Genomic DNA, 14,265 nt, shown 5'->3' on the forward strand with positions numbered 1-14,265 from the left:
TCGAGACACGTGCGGTCCGCGGTGGTCTCGATGCTGGACTGCAGTCTCGCTGAGCGGAGGGTGGGCGCGCGAGCGGGCGGCGAGGCCGACGGGTGTTGCTGAGGCATCCGCTCGACTGGTAAAGTTGAGTGCATAGCGCTCAACTTTGAGCGCACAGACTTCAGGAGAACGAATGAACGCCACTCAGCAGCCGGGGCAGGAGGACGCGCGCAGCGCCCTCGAGCAGTTCGGCATCAACCTCACCGACCGGGCCCGTCAGGGCAGACTCGACCCCGTCATCGGGCGCGACAGCGAGATCCGGCGCGTCAGCCAGGTGCTCACGCGCCGCACGAAGAACAACCCCGTCCTGATCGGCGAGCCCGGCGTCGGCAAGACGGCCGTCGTCGAGGGTCTCGCCCAGCGCATCGTCGCGGGCGATGTGGCCGAGTCGCTCAAGGACAAGGAGCTCGTGAGTCTCGACATCTCCGCCCTCGTCGCCGGCGCGATGTACCGCGGCCAGTTCGAGGAGCGGCTCAAGAGCGTCCTCAAGGAGATCACCGAGTCCGACGGCCGCGTCATCACCTTCATCGACGAGCTGCACGTGCTCATGGGTGCGGGGGGCGGCGAGGGGTCGGTCGCGGCATCCAACATGCTCAAGCCCATGCTGGCGCGCGGCGAGCTGCGCCTCATCGGCGCCACCACGCTCAACGAGTACCGCGAGTTCATCGAGAAGGATGCCGCGCTCGAGCGCCGCTTCCAGCAGGTCTACGTCGGCGAGCCGACGGTGGAGGACACCGTCGCGATCCTCCGCGGACTCAAGGGGCGGTACGAGGCCCATCACGGCGTGGCCATCACCGACCCGGCGCTCATCGCGGCCGCCGCGCTGTCGAATCGCTACATCCCCTCCCGTCAGCTGCCCGACAAGGCGATCGACCTCATCGACGAGGCGATGAGCCGACTGAAGATGGAGATCGACTCGAGCCCCGTGGAGATCGACGAGCTGCGCCGCCAGGTCGACCGCATGATGATCGAGGAGGTCGCCCTCGGCAAGCCGAAGAAGGGCGAGGATGCCGGAACCGCCGAACGCCGTTCGTCGCTGCACGAGCGGATGGGCGTCGCGCAGGCGAAGCTCGCCGACCTCGAGCAGCGGTGGGCGCGCGAGCGGGCGACCCTCACCCGTGTCGGCGACCTGAAGAAGGAGCTCGACGAGGCGGTGACGCAGCGCGACCTCGCCATCCGCGAGGCCGACTACGCGCGCGCGTCGAAGCTCGAGTACGAGACCATCAAGCGGCTCGAGCAGGAGCTGGTCGACGCCGAGCGCGCCGAGGCCGACCGCACCGACGAGCGCATGGTGAGCGACCAGGTCACCGAGGAGGACATCGCCTCCGTGATCGCGGCGTGGACAGGCATCCCGGTCGGCCGTCTCCTCCAGGGCGAGACCGAGAAGCTGCTGCACCTCGAGCGCGAGCTGGGCCGACGCCTGATCGGGCAGAAGGACGCCGTGAAGGCCGTGGCCGACGCGGTGCGCCGCTCGCGCGCGGGCATCAGCGACCCCAACCGTCCGACCGGCTCGTTCCTGTTCCTCGGTCCGACCGGCGTCGGCAAGACCGAGCTCGCGAAGGCGCTCGCCGAGTTCCTCTTCGACGACGAGCACGCCATGGTGCGCATCGACATGTCGGAGTACGGCGAGAAGCACTCGGTGTCGCGCCTCGTCGGGGCCCCTCCGGGGTACATCGGGTACGAGCAGGGCGGTCAGCTCACCGAGGCCGTGCGCCGGAGGCCGTACTCGGTCGTTCTGCTCGACGAGGTCGAGAAGGCCCACCCCGAGGTGTTCGACGTGCTGCTGCAGGTGATGGACGACGGGCGCCTCACCGACGGGCAGGGGCGCACGGTCGACTTCACGAACGTGATCCTGATCCTCACGTCGAACCTCGGCTCATCGATCCTGATCGACCCCACGCTCTCGATCGAGCAGAAGCGCGACGAGGTGCAGGCGCTCGTGCGTCAGGCGTTCAAGCCCGAGTTCGTGAACCGGCTCGACGACATCGTGATCTTCCAGGCGCTCACCGAGGACGACCTCGCGCAGATCGTCGAGCTGTCGGTCGATGCGCTGCAGCGCCGCCTCCGCGACCGCCGGCTCACCCTCGCGGTGACCCCGGACGCGCGGGCATGGCTCGCCGAGCGCGGCTACGACCCGGTGTTCGGTGCGCGGCCCCTGCGACGGCTGATCCAGTCCGAGATCCAGGACCGTCTCGCCATGGCGATCCTCGCCGGCGGGGTGCGCGACGGCGACGTGGTGCGGGTGGATGTCTCGGCCGACGGCTCCTCGCTGGTGCTGACGAGCGACGGCCCGGCGGAGGAGTGACGCCGGGGCCCGGCGCCGGGCGCACTACGGTCGAGGCATGAACCTCGCCGGAGCGCTGGCCCGCTCCACCCATCCCGGGCCGAGTCTCGTGGTGACGGCGATCGCCGTCACCCTCGGCGTCGCGACGGCGCTCGAGCCCTGGCGCATCGTCGTGCTCGGCGCCGCCGTGCTGCTCGGCCAGCTGTCGGTCGGGCTCTCCAACGACGCCCTCGACGCCGGACGCGACCGCGAGACCGGGCGCACCGACAAGCCGCTCGCACTTGGCGAGGCATCCGTCCGCGCCGCCTGGATCGCCGCGGTCGTCACGGTCGCGGGGGCCCTGCTGCTCTCGGCCCTGCTGGGAGTCGGGATGCTGGGCGCCCACGCGGTGGCGCTCGCGTCGGCGTGGTCGTACAACACGGGCCTCAAGTCCACGCCGTTCTCGGTGCTGCCGTTCATGGTGAGCTTCGGGCTGCTGCCGTCGCTGGCGACCCTGGCCGCCGACATCCCCCGCCCGGCGGCGGCATGGGCGTGGATCGCGGGTGCCGCGATCGGCGTCGCGGTGCACCTGACGAACGTGCTTCCCGACCTCGACGACGACGCCCGAACCGGCGTGCGCGGGCTGCCGCATCGGCTGCGCCGCACCCCGTCGGCCGTCATCGCCGCTCTGGCCCTCGTAGGCGGGGCGATCGCCGTACTGGCCGGGCCGAGGGCGGGCATCGGCACACCGGGGCCGCTGACGTGGACGGCGTTCGCGCTCGCCGTCGCGCTCGCAGCGGGCGCCCTCGTGCTCTCGTTGCTGCGCCCGCCGGGGCGGTGGGTGTTCCGTCTCGTCATGCTCGCGGCCCTGGTGCTGTGCGTGCAGCTCGCCCTGACGGGTCAGTCGCTGGTCGGCTGATCCCCACCCTCCGACCCCCGCGGCATCTGCCACACCTTTCTGCTTCCGCCCCTGCGAATACTCAGGGGCAGATGCCGGTTTGTGACACAACCACGCAGGGAGGAGAGGGGAGGGATGCGCCGGGTCACGCGTCGGGGTCGAGGCCCATCGCGTAGGCCGAGGCGAAGGCGGCTCCGAGCGGAGGGGCGAGCGCGACGCGGAGCGCGGAGCGGCGGAGCGCGTCGGCACCGGGGCCGAGCGGACGTCCGAGGGCCGTGTTCACCGCGGCCAGACGCGCGGCGGTGCGGGCTGCGGCCACGCGGCGGCGCTCCCATCGGGCGAGGGCGGTGTCGGGCGCCGCGCCGGTGCGCATCCATTCCGTGATCAGCGGAGCCAGGGTCGCGGCATCCAGCAGTCCCAGGTTCATGCCCTGCCCGCCGATGGGGCTCACCTCGTGGGCCGCGTCGCCGATGACGAGCACCCGGTCGCGGCGGAGTGCGGGCGCCACCACCCGCCGGACGCCGAACGGGGTCGCCTCACGGACCGCCGCTGCCGCGCCGGGGTCGCCGCGGCGAGCGACCGCTTCGGCGAGTCGGGCGACGCGCGCGGCGTCGGAGTCGGAATCCGCGGCGGGCGGCCGGTCCCACGCGACGACGCGGCGCCGTCCATCGGGGAGCGGGAACGACTCGAGCACGCCGTCGCTGTCGAGGTTCACGACGGCGACCTCGGCGTCGTCACGAGGTCCCACCGCGACATCCGCCATCAGATACCGATCGCGGTATATGTGCGTCGGGATGCGGCGATACACGAGATCGCGACCGGTCCATCCGGTGGCCACCACCGCGATCCGGGCGCGGTCGACGCGCGCCGCGCCGTCGACCGCCACGTCGAGCTCCATCCCCTCGCCGTGGCGGCGGATCGCCGCCACGCGCGCACCGCGCTCCGGGTCGGGGGCCGCCGCCGCCAGCACCGACTCGGTCGCCGCTTGGGGCAGGGTCGCGACGAACGGGAAGCGCGTCGAGAGCCGGTCGAACCGCACCACCCCGAGCGTCCGCCCGTTCGCGCGCGCCTCGCCGCGCGAGACGCGGACGGCGTGCGCGAGCAGCACGTCGGTGAGCCCCGACGGCTCGAGCGCGGCGAGGACGGGGGCGTGCACGCCGATCGCCCGGGATCCCGGACCCGCGGCATCCCGTCGCTCGTAGAGCGCGACATCGATCCCCGAGCGGGCCAGCAGTCCGGCGATCAGCAGTCCCACCGGGCCCGCCCCGACGACCGCGACGTCACGCACGGCCGCCTCCCCCGACCTCACGCATCCGCGGTGCCTTCCGCGACGGCGAGGACGCGGAAGGGCACGGGACGCTCGACGCGCCAGCCGGGCAGCGCCTGTCGAAGCTCCTGGGGGCGATAGCTGCGCCGGATGCTGCGCAGCCCGTCGGTGCGCAGGAACGTGCCGGGCGCGAACGGGGTGATGCCGACGGCGTACAGCCCGTAGGCGCGAGCGCTGCGCGCGATGTCGGCGTGGAGCACCAGCCCCGTCGACAGCGCGCGGGACTCCGCCGTGAATGCGGCCAGCCCCTCGGCGCCGAGGTGGTGCAGCACATGGTTGGACAGCACGAGGTCGAACCGCTCGCCGGCCTCGAGCAGCGAGACGGAGTCGCCGTGGGCGAACGAGACGTCCGCACCGGAGCGTGCGCGGGCGACCTCCAGCGCGCGCGCATCGGGGTCGACGCCGAGCCAGGTGGCCGCCAAGCGGTCCCGCCGGGCCAGCGCGGCGAGACGTGTCACGACATCGCCGCCCCCGCATCCGAGATCGAGCACCCGGGCGGGTCGCCCGAGCCCCGAGAGCAGCGGGCGCACATGCTCCCGGTACACCGCGCCCCAGCCCGACACGAGTCGGTTCACCACCTCGAAGCGCTGCAGTGTGGCGCGCAGGCGATCGGGGTCGCACGCGGGGTCGTCCATCAGCTCTTGCACCTGCGCGTCGCGCACCGACAGACTCATGCGTCCTCGGGCATGCGTTTGATCGCGAGCATCGACTCCACCGTGAGCCCGGGGCCGAACGCGAGCCCGGCGATGCGCTGCCCGTCCACGACCGCCTCGTCGACGAGCAGATCGCGCAGGATGAAGAGGATCGTCGCACTCGACATGTTGCCGAAGTCCGCCAGCACCGCACGCGACGCCGCCAGCGACGCGGCATCCAGTTCCAGCGCGTGCTCGACACGGTCCAGGATGCTGCGGCCTCCCGGGTGCACCGCCCACACGTCGACCGGGTCGGTGCCGACGAAGGCGTCGACGACCCCGCGGATCTCCCGCCCGATGATGCGCGGCACCTCGGCGGTGAGCGTCATCTCGAACCCCTCGTCGCCGATGACCCACACCATGTCGGATTCGCCCTCGCTCGTGAGCGTCGTGCCGAATCGCTCGACCTCGAGCACCGGACCGGTCGCCGCGGCCGATGCCGAGACGACCGCCGCTGCGGCCCCGTCGGCGAACACCGACGACGCGACGATCTGATCGGGGTCGGGGGACGAGCGGATGTGCAGCGTGCACAGCTCCGCGCACACGACGAGCACGACGGCATCGGGCTGCGCGGCGCAGATCCGCTCCGCAGCGCGCAGCGCGGGCAGGGCGGCGGCGCACCCGAGGAACCCGAGGTGGTAGCGCTCGACGGTGGGGGAGAGGCCGAGGTCGCGCACGAGCCGGTAGTCGGGACCGGGCGCGAAGAACCCCGTGCACGAGGCCGTCACGACGTGCGTGACGGTCGCGGCATCCATCCCCGCCCCTGCCAGCGCCGCGCGCGCCGCACGCGCGAAGAGCTCCGGCGCCTCCGCGGCGTAGACGGCGTTGCGCACCCCGGTGGAGGGTGCCAGCAGCACTCCGTCGCCGTCCACGAACACGCCGTCGCCGGCGCTCCCGCCGTCGGCGAGCTCGGTCAGCACCGTGCGTCGCCGTTCGATCGCCGAGGCGTCGAACGCGGCGTGAACCAGTCGCGACGCGAGCCGGTCGTACCCCGGCTGACGGGCGAAGAAGTCGCGCACCTCGTCCTGTGCGATCGTCGTGTCGGGAACGGCGGTGCCGATCGCCAGGATCCGCGCGGTCATGATTCACCCTAACCGCGCACGGAGGCACCGAGGGCGGGGGTGGCGCCGCCGCGTCGGATGGCGTACGGGAGCACGAGAGCAGAAGTTCGCGGGTTCTTTCCCCGGCGACGGGATGCCGCGGCTCACCCGGCGCTCGTAGCGTGGACGCATGACGATCGCCACCGCCGACCTCTACGACGAGCGCGGCGACGCGCTCGACTCGCTCTCCCTGCAGCTGCTCGACCTCGGCGGGCGCACCGCCTTCGACGGGGCGGTGCGCACCGTGCGGTGCCACCGCGACAACGCGCTCGTCAAGCAGGTGCTCGCCACCGACGGCGCGGGCGCGGTACTCGTGATCGACGGCGGCGGCTCGCTGGAGTCGGCCCTCGTGGGCGACCTCATCGCCGCGTCGGCGGTGGAGCACGGATGGGCCGGGATCATCGTGCACGGTGCGATCCGCGATCGCGTCGCGATCGCCGCCCTGCCGCTCGGGGTGAAGGCCCTCGGCACGAATCCCCGCAAGAGCGCGAAGGACGGTGTCGGCGAGATCGACGTCCCGGTCACGATCGGCGGGGTGGTCTTCGCCCCGGGCGCGCACGTGTGGGCCGACGCCGACGGCGTGCTCGTGGAGCGCTGAGACCACGAGGAGACCGGATGCCGCAGCATCCGGTCTCCTCGTTCGTCGCGTGTCAGGCGGCGATGACGATCTCGTCGAGCGGACGGCGCACGCGCGGAGCGGTCTCGCGCTGCTGCAGGGGCTCGGACAGCGCAGACAGGTCGCCCAGCTCGCCGAGGGCGATCGCCGTCATCGGCACGAAGCGCTCCTCGAGGTCGAAGGCCGCGCGCACGGCCTCGGCGTCGAAGCCGCCCATCTGGTGCACGTACAGTCCGTCGTGGTGGGCCTGCACGCTCAGGTGCGCGACGGCCTGGCCGAGGTCGTACGCCGCCCAGCGGATGGGGGTGCCGTCGGCGGCGGAGGTCTCGGCGACCGCGACGATGAGGGCGGCGGCCGAGCCCGCCCACTCCTTGTTGAAGCCCATCAGCGCGTCGACGAGCACGCGGTGCGCCTCGGTGCCGCGGCGGGCCACGATGAAGCGCCACGGCTGCGAGTTGTTGGCCGACGGCGACCAGCGGGCCGCCTCCAGCGCGCTGGCGAGCTTGGTCTCGTCGATCGGCGCGTCCATGTCGTAGGCGCGAGGGCTCCAGCGCCCGGCGAGCACGTCGAGCACGGGGCTCGAGGTCTGGGCGAGGCGGTCTGCGGTCAGGGTGGTGTCGCTCACGGCGGTTCCTTCGATAGCGGGGTTCGGCCGGGCTCCCTTGCCCACCCCCGTACAACCCCATGCACGTGCATCTATTCCCGATCAGAGGGTGGACACTGCGACGCGGGGGAGGAATGGTGGATGCTGCGGCCGCACGGGTCGCGGACGAGGAGACGCCATGTTCACCGCAGACCACGCCTTCAGCGGATTCTCCGTCGACGACATCGACGCCGCGCGCGACTTCTACGGCACGAAGCTGGGGCTGAACGTCACCGACAACGACATGGGGTTCCTGGAGATCCACCTGCCCACGGGATCCGACATCCTGATCTACTCCAAACCGAACCACGAGCCCGCGTCGTTCACGATCCTGAACTTCCCGGTGGAGGACGTCGAGACCGCTGTCGACGAGCTCAACGGCCGCGGCGTGGTGACGAAGATCTACACCGACCCCGACTTCGGCACCGACGCGAAGGGCATCTCGCGCGGGATGGGCCCCGACATCGCGTGGTTCCGCGACCCCGCCGGCAACGTGCTGTCGGTGCTCAAGGCCTGACCCGAGATATCCAGCCCCGCCTTCCCCCGGCCGAGAATCGGAGATCGGCCGAGAAGCGGAGCGGCAGCGGGAGTTCGGCCCGCTCCCCGTCCGATCTCCGCTTCCCGGACCGAGCGGGCCGAAGGGCAGGCTGGGCCGACCGCTACTACGGCGCGGGCCACGCCTCCGGGCCCGGGGTGCCCGCGGGGTACTCGTCGAGCGGCACCTGTCCGGCCTTCCAGGCATCCAGCACCGGCTGCACGATGTGCCAGCACTGCTCGGCGGTGTCGCCGCGCACCGACAGGGTCGGGTCGCCGTCGAGGATCCCCTGCAGCACCTCGGCGTAGGCCAGCAGCTCGCCCTCGCCGAACTCGGCCTCCAGCGACGCGCGGTCGAGGTGGAACGGGTCGCCCGGTCCGTTGACGTTGATCTCCAAGCCCATCCGGTCGGGGCCGAGGGTCAGGCGCAGCACCGTCGGCTCGCTCGATCCGTCGAAGCCCGTGGGCAGGTGGGTGACGGGCTTGAACGTGATCACGATCTCGCTGTTGCGGGCGCCGAGCGCCTTGCCCGAGCGCAGGGTGAAGGGCACGCCCTCCCACCGGGCGGTCGCGATCCCGACCGTCATCTCGGCGAGCGTCTCGGTGCCGCGCGACGGATCCACGCCCTCCTCGTCGGCGTACGCGGGGAAGGAGCGGTCGCCCGCCGTGCCCGCCGTGTAGCGCGCGCGGCGCGACGATGCCGCGGCATCGCCCTTCCACACCGACGTCGCCCGCAGCACGGTGGCTTTGGCGTCGCGCTGGTCGACGGCGTCGAGCGTCGACGGCGGGTCCATCGCGACCACGGCCAGCACCTGCAGCAGGTGGCTCTGGATCATGTCCACGAGCGCGCCGGCCTTGTCGTAGTAGCCCGCGCGCCCCTCCAGCCCGAGCGCCTCGTCGTAGCGGATCAGCACCGAGGCGATGTGGTCGGCCGACCACACCGGCTCGAAGATGCGGTTGGTGAACCGCACGCCCAGCACGTTGAGCACCGTGGAGCGACCGAGGAAGTGGTCGATGCGGAACACCTGGTCCTCGTCGACGATCGCGGCGAGCTGCGCGTTGAGCTCGTGCGCGCTCGCGGCGTCGGTGCCGAACGGCTTCTCCAGCGCCAGCACGAGTCCCTCGGGACGGTCGACCGACGCGAGCGCGACGCACGCCTTCGCCGCCACTGCCGGCGGCACCGCGAAGTACAGCGCCGGACGCCCCTCGGCGAGAGCCAGCAGCGCCGCGAGGTCGCCCGGGTCGGTGATGTCCGACTTCCGGTAGGTCGCTCCCCCGAGCACCGCGGCGACGGCCGGGCCCGAGGCATCCACCGTCTCGAACGACGCCGTCACCACCTGCCGCCAGTGCGCGTCGTCCCAGTCGTCCATTCCGGCGCCGATGAGGCGGATGCTGCGCTCGGGCTCGCGCGTCAGCAGCTGACCGAGTGCGGGCATCAGCAGGCGCGACGTGAGGTCGCCGGACGCGCCGAGCACGATCAGCGTGGTCTGGGTGTCGGTCATGTCGCCACCCTAGCCGCGCGGGATTTCATCGGAGCCCCTGCGAGAATCGCGCCATGGCCTCACCCATCGAGGATTATGCGATCCTCAGCGACTGCCACACCGCAGCGCTCGTCTCCCGCGACGGCAGCATCGACTGGCTGTGTCTGCCGCGCTACGACTCCGCGTCGACGTTCGGCGCACTGCTGGGCACCGAGGACCAGGGGCGATGGATGCTGCGCCCCGCCGATCCCGCGGCCACGAGCACCCGCCGTTACGACGGCGACGGGTTCACGCTCGTCACGCGCTGGAGGACGGCGACGGGGGTGGCCGACGTCACCGACGTCATGCCGCACGGCGATCGCCGCGCCGATGTGATCCGCCGCGTGCGGGGGATCACCGGCACGGTGGAGTTCACCCAGGAGCTGCGGGTGCGCTTCGACTACGCCCGCGCCATGCCGTGGATGCGCCAGGCCGGCACGGCCGACGCGCCGGCTCTGGTCGCGATCGCCGGGCCCGACGCGCTCGTGGTGCGCGGTGCGGCGCTCGCCGCGACCGACCACGCGCACGTCGGACGCACGACCGTGACGGCCGGCGAGACCGTCGACCTGGCCCTGACCTGGTTCCCGTCGCACCGCCCGGTGCCCGAGCCGGTCGACGTCGACGCCGCGCTCGCCGCGACCGACCGCTGGTGGGGATCGTGGGCCGCAGGCATCCGTCACCACGGTCCGCATCACGCGCAGGTCGTGCGCTCGCTGCTCGTGCTGCGCGCGCTCACCCACGAGGACACCGGCGGCATCGTCGCGGCGGCCACCACGTCGCTTCCCGAGGACTTCGGCGGGGTGCGCAACTGGGACTACCGGTACGTCTGGCTGCGGGATGCCTCGCTCACCCTCGAGGCGCTGCTCGACCACGGTCTCACCGACGAGGCCGCCCAGTGGCGCACGTGGCTGCTGCGGGCCATCGCCGGCGACCCCGCCGACGTGCAGATCATGTACGGGCTCGCGGGCGAACGAGACCTGCCCGAGCGCGAGCTCGACAGCCTGCCCGGCTACGACGGGGCCCAGCCGGTGCGCATCGGCAACGGCGCCGTCACGCAGTACCAGGCCGACGTGATCGGCGAGGTGATGGTGGCGCTGGAGGCGGCGCGCATGGCGGGCGTCGACGAGGAGGAGTCGTCGTGGCCGCTGCAGCGCGCGCTGCTCGGCTTCGTCGAGGACAACCTCGATCGCCCCGACAACGGCATCTGGGAGATCCGCGGCGAACCGCGGATGTTCACCTACTCGCGCGCCATGATCTGGGCGGCGTTCGATCGCGGGGTGCGGGCGGTGCGCGAGCACGGCCTGGACGGGCCCGCCGAGCGCTGGGAGGTGCTCCGCGACCGCGTGCGGGCCGAGATCGACGCGCACGGGTACGACGCCGAGCGCGGGCACTTCGTGCAGGCCTACGGATCGACCGAGGTGGATGCCGCGCTGCTCCTGCTGCCGCAGGTGGGCTTCTGCGCCGCCGACGACGCGCGCATGCTCGGCACGGTCGCCGAGATCGAACGGCGGCTGCTGCCGCGCGGGGGCCTGCTGTACCGGTATCGCACGCAGTCGACGGTGGACGGGCTCCCGGGCGAGGAGAACCCGTTCCTGGCGTGCTCGTTCTGGCTCGTGGAACAGTACGCCGCGACCGGGCGCGAGGCCGAGGCATCCTCCCTCATGGACCGGCTGTGCGCCCTCGTGAACGACGTCGGCCTGCTGTCGGAGGAGTACGACCTCACCCTGCAGCGGCAGGCGGGCAACACCCCACAGGCGCTGTCGCACCTCGCCCTCGTGCGCGCCGCCGACGCCCTCGGCGGCCGTCACGGCCGCGCCGCCCACCGTCGCGGGTGAGGCACGCGGACGGTCCGGCGGCCGGGCGTCGCGATCGAGAAGCCGTCGACGCGCGCCCGGCCACCGGGGTCTGCGCGCTGACCCGAATCAGCCGCGCAGCGCCTCGCTGAACTTCACACGGCCCCCCATGCGCAGCAGCGAGTTCTGGTAAATCCTCGCGCCGACGAGGATCGCGGCGACGCACGTGGCGAGGAGGATCACGAGCGAGATCAGCGGCTCCCACCACTGGGCGTCGCCGAGGAACAGCCGCACCGGCATGCCGACCGGCGCTGAGAACGGCACGTACGACATGATCGCCAGCACGACGGGGTTGTCGTTGAAGAAGATCACCAGGAAGTAGGGCGCCATGATCAGCAGGGTGATCGGGAACGTCGTCGATCCGATGTCCTCCTGACGCGACACCATCGCCCCGGCCGCTGCGAACAGCGCCGCCAGCAGCACGAAGCCGAAGAGGAAGAACACCGCGAACCACAGGATGGGCGAGCCGAGCATCGTCAGCAGCTGGCTCTGCCCGATCACCGTGAGCCCCACGATCGCGATCGCCGCCAGCACCAGGATCTGCCCGACCGCGAGGATGGTGTTGCCGATCACCTTGCCGGCCAGGAGGGTGCGCGCGCGGATCGCCGAGATGAGGATCTCCACCACCCGCGTCTGCTTCTCCTCCACCACGCTGGCCGCGATGGTCGAGCCGAACAGGCTCGCCGCCATGAGGAACACGATGCCGAAGCCGATCGCGACGACGTAGCGGATCGCGGAGTTCGTCTGCGCGGGTTCGAGCAGCTGCACCGGGGGCACCTGCGCGAACTGCAGGAGCAGCGACGACGGTGCCGACGACTTCGCGACCAGGGTGAAGCCGAGAGGCTTCGCGGTCGGATCGCCGACGATCGCGGCATCCACCTTCCCGGAGGTGACGAGCGCCACGGCGGCGGCGCGGTCGGGCACCTCGGTGACAGTCAGGCCCGCCGTGGACGGCAACAGCGACGCGGCGTCGGCGGTGACGGCGACCGGCGTGCCGCTCTGGTTCTGCGCGGCGAGCCCGCCGAACACCAGTCCGGCGAGTGCGGCGACGAAGAGGATCGCGGTCGAGATGACGAACGCCTTGCTGCGCAGCTTGGTGGAGATCTCGCGCTCGGCGACGAGCCACATGGCGGCGGCCTCGCTCGGCGCGGCGGGCCGTTCGCGTGCCGGGCCCGGCGCGGTCGTCGATCGTGTCGAAGCGCTCACTGGACGACCTCCCGGAAGATCTGGGCGAGGGTGGGATGCTGCGGCGCGAAGCTGCCGACATCGCCCCGGTTCACCGCCTCGCGCAGCACGCGCTGCGCGGTGGCGTCGGAGTCGACGTCGAACACGGCGTACCCGCCGTCGAAGTCCACGATTCTCACACCGGGCTCGGATCGCAGCCATCCGGCGTCGCCCGAGGAGACCAGTTCGTAGCGCGGGCTGGAGTGCTCGGCGCGGAGCGCCTCGCGCTCGCCGGCCGCGCGGATCGTGCCGCCGGCGATGATGACGAGGTCGTCGCACATGCGCTCGACCAGCTCGAGCTGATGCGACGAGAACAGCACGGCGGTGCCGGCGGCGGCGCGCTCCTGCAGCACCGCGGCGACGACGTCGACGGCCATCGGGTCCAGGCCCGAGAACGGTTCGTCGAGGATCAGCACCTCCGGGTCGTGCACGAGCGCGGCGGCGATCTGCGCGCGCTGCTGGTTGCCCAGCGAGAGGGTCTCGACGTTGTCGTTCAGGCGTTCGCCCAGCCCGAGGCGCTCGAGCAGCGCGGACGCGGCGGTCGAGGCATCCGCCTTCGAGAACCCGTGCAGCCGTGCGAGGTAGGTGATCTGCTCGAGCACCTTCATCTTCGGGTACAGTCCGCGCTCCTCCGGCATGTAGCCGAAGCGACGCCGATCGTCGGTGGTGACGGCCGCGCCGTCGAGCGTGACCGTGCCGGCGTCGGCGCCGAGCACCCCGAGGGTGATGCGCATCGTGGTGGTCTTGCCCGCACCGTTGCCGCCGACGAAGCCGGTGAGCCGGCCCGGCCGCACATCGAACGACACGTGATCGAGCACGTGATGCGACCCGTAGCTCTTGTCGAGGTCTCGCAGCTGCAGCATCCCTTCACGCTACGCGGCGGCCGTCTCGGCCGTATCCCCCTCGCGGTGGAGTCGTCAACCGGGCGCGCATCATCCCGGTGACGGAGAGGATGGATGCCGTCGGCCGCTGCGGCCGCGGAAGGGACCCCCATGACCGTTCGCACCGTCGGCGTGATCGTCGGCAGCGTCTCCACCGATTCGCTCAACCGCCGCTACGCCGAAGGCCTCGCGACGCTCGCCGGCCGGGCCGGACTGGAGTTCGTCGACATCTCGATCGATCAGCTGCCGTTCTTCGGCACGCAGTTCCAAGACGACTTCCCGCCCGAGGGACTGGCGTACAAGGCGGCGCTGCACGCGGTCGACGGACTGCTGATGGTGACGCCGGAGTACAACCGATCGATCCCGGCCGTGCTGAAGAACGCGATCGACTGGGCGTCGCGCCCGGTGGGTGAGAGCGTCTTCCCCGATCTGCCGATCGCGGTCACCGGAGCCTCGCGCGGCGTGATCTCCACCGCCGTCGCGCAGAACCACCTCAAGGCGATCCTCACGTCGCAGGGGGCGGCGGTCGTCGGCAGGCCGGAGGTGTACCTGCGCGTCACCGACGAGACGTTCGCCCCTGATGGCGGGTTCGCCGATGACAAGACCGTGCAGTTCATGCTCGGCTTCCTGCAGGCTCTGCACGCGCAGATCGTCCGCTTCCGTCCGGCGTGAGGC

General features: G+C 72.0%; 13 protein-coding genes. 6 read left to right on the forward strand and 7 right to left on the reverse strand.

Annotated elements, in window-relative coordinates; translation table 11 throughout:
- The first annotated feature begins 172 nt into the window (after window positions 1–172).
- A complete protein-coding gene (locus tag ACSJDX_RS07880; protein ID WP_438352140.1) occupies window positions 173–2,344 on the forward strand; it encodes an ATP-dependent Clp protease ATP-binding subunit in 2,172 nt (723 codons plus the stop codon).
- A 37-nt stretch (window positions 2,345–2,381) separates the two neighbouring features.
- Window positions 2,382–3,221 (forward strand): UbiA family prenyltransferase, encoded by an 840-nt coding sequence (locus tag ACSJDX_RS07885; protein ID WP_438352141.1) that lies wholly within the window; start codon window positions 2,382–2,384, stop codon window positions 3,219–3,221.
- A gap of 124 nt (window positions 3,222–3,345) precedes the next feature.
- Here ACSJDX_RS07885 and ACSJDX_RS07890 read toward each other — a convergent pair whose 3' ends face one another.
- From ACSJDX_RS07890 to ACSJDX_RS07900, 3 genes are read right to left on the reverse strand one after another with little or no spacing between them, the layout of a single operon-like run.
- Window positions 3,346–4,488: an FAD-dependent oxidoreductase gene (locus ACSJDX_RS07890; RefSeq protein WP_438352142.1), complete on the reverse strand. Its 1,143-nt coding sequence runs from the start codon at window positions 4,486–4,488 to the stop codon at window positions 3,346–3,348.
- A gap of 17 nt (window positions 4,489–4,505) precedes the next feature.
- Complete coding sequence (locus ACSJDX_RS07895; RefSeq protein WP_438352143.1) at window positions 4,506–5,201, reverse strand: methyltransferase domain-containing protein; 696 nt, start codon at window positions 5,199–5,201, stop codon at window positions 4,506–4,508.
- Window positions 5,198–6,301 carry a type III polyketide synthase gene (locus tag ACSJDX_RS07900; protein ID WP_438352144.1) on the reverse strand — a complete coding sequence of 368 codons (1,104 nt, stop codon included), beginning with the start codon at window positions 6,299–6,301 and terminating at the stop codon, window positions 5,198–5,200. The genes ACSJDX_RS07895 and ACSJDX_RS07900 overlap by 4 nt, the downstream gene beginning before the upstream one ends.
- 148 nt (window positions 6,302–6,449) lie before the next feature.
- Here ACSJDX_RS07900 and rraA point away from each other — a divergent pair, with 148 nt between their 5' ends.
- Complete coding sequence (gene rraA, locus ACSJDX_RS07905) at window positions 6,450–6,917, forward strand: ribonuclease E activity regulator RraA (RefSeq protein ID WP_438352145.1); 468 nt, start codon at window positions 6,450–6,452, stop codon at window positions 6,915–6,917.
- A gap of 52 nt (window positions 6,918–6,969) precedes the next feature.
- On the opposite strand, the gene ACSJDX_RS07910 is transcribed toward rraA, so the two are convergent.
- The gene (locus ACSJDX_RS07910; protein ID WP_438352146.1) at window positions 6,970–7,560 is read right to left on the reverse strand and encodes a nitroreductase family protein; all 591 of its coding nucleotides are present in this window, start codon (window positions 7,558–7,560) and stop codon (window positions 6,970–6,972) included.
- 157 nt (window positions 7,561–7,717) lie between these two features.
- On the opposite strand from ACSJDX_RS07910, the gene ACSJDX_RS07915 reads away from it, so the two are divergent.
- Window positions 7,718–8,095 carry a VOC family protein gene (locus ACSJDX_RS07915; protein ID WP_438352147.1) on the forward strand — a complete coding sequence of 126 codons (378 nt, stop codon included), beginning with the start codon at window positions 7,718–7,720 and terminating at the stop codon, window positions 8,093–8,095.
- Between the two features lie 145 nt (window positions 8,096–8,240).
- Here ACSJDX_RS07915 and ACSJDX_RS07920 read toward each other — a convergent pair whose 3' ends face one another.
- Window positions 8,241–9,614: a glucose-6-phosphate dehydrogenase gene (locus tag ACSJDX_RS07920; protein ID WP_438352148.1), complete on the reverse strand. Its 1,374-nt coding sequence runs from the start codon at window positions 9,612–9,614 to the stop codon at window positions 8,241–8,243.
- 53 nt (window positions 9,615–9,667) lie between these two features.
- Here ACSJDX_RS07920 and ACSJDX_RS07925 point away from each other — a divergent pair, with 53 nt between their 5' ends.
- Window positions 9,668–11,467, forward strand: coding sequence for a glycoside hydrolase family 15 protein (locus ACSJDX_RS07925; RefSeq protein WP_438352149.1), 1,800 nt, complete (start codon window positions 9,668–9,670; stop codon window positions 11,465–11,467).
- An 87-nt stretch (window positions 11,468–11,554) separates the two neighbouring features.
- On the opposite strand, the gene ACSJDX_RS07930 is transcribed toward ACSJDX_RS07925, so the two are convergent.
- Entirely contained in the window at window positions 11,555–12,613 is a 1,059-nt protein-coding gene (locus tag ACSJDX_RS07930) for an ABC transporter permease (RefSeq protein WP_438352150.1), read from the reverse strand.
- 74 nt (window positions 12,614–12,687) lie between these two features.
- Window positions 12,688–13,572: an ABC transporter ATP-binding protein gene (locus ACSJDX_RS07935; protein WP_438352151.1), complete on the reverse strand. Its 885-nt coding sequence runs from the start codon at window positions 13,570–13,572 to the stop codon at window positions 12,688–12,690.
- Between the two features lie 129 nt (window positions 13,573–13,701).
- Between ACSJDX_RS07935 and ACSJDX_RS07940 the strand changes: the two genes are divergently transcribed.
- Window positions 13,702–14,262: an NADPH-dependent FMN reductase gene (locus tag ACSJDX_RS07940; protein ID WP_438352152.1), complete on the forward strand. Its 561-nt coding sequence runs from the start codon at window positions 13,702–13,704 to the stop codon at window positions 14,260–14,262.
- Window positions 14,263–14,265 lie beyond the last annotated feature (3 nt).

This window comes from Microbacterium fluminis (assembly GCF_051549805.1).
Lineage (GTDB): Bacteria > Actinomycetota > Actinomycetes > Actinomycetales > Microbacteriaceae > Microbacterium.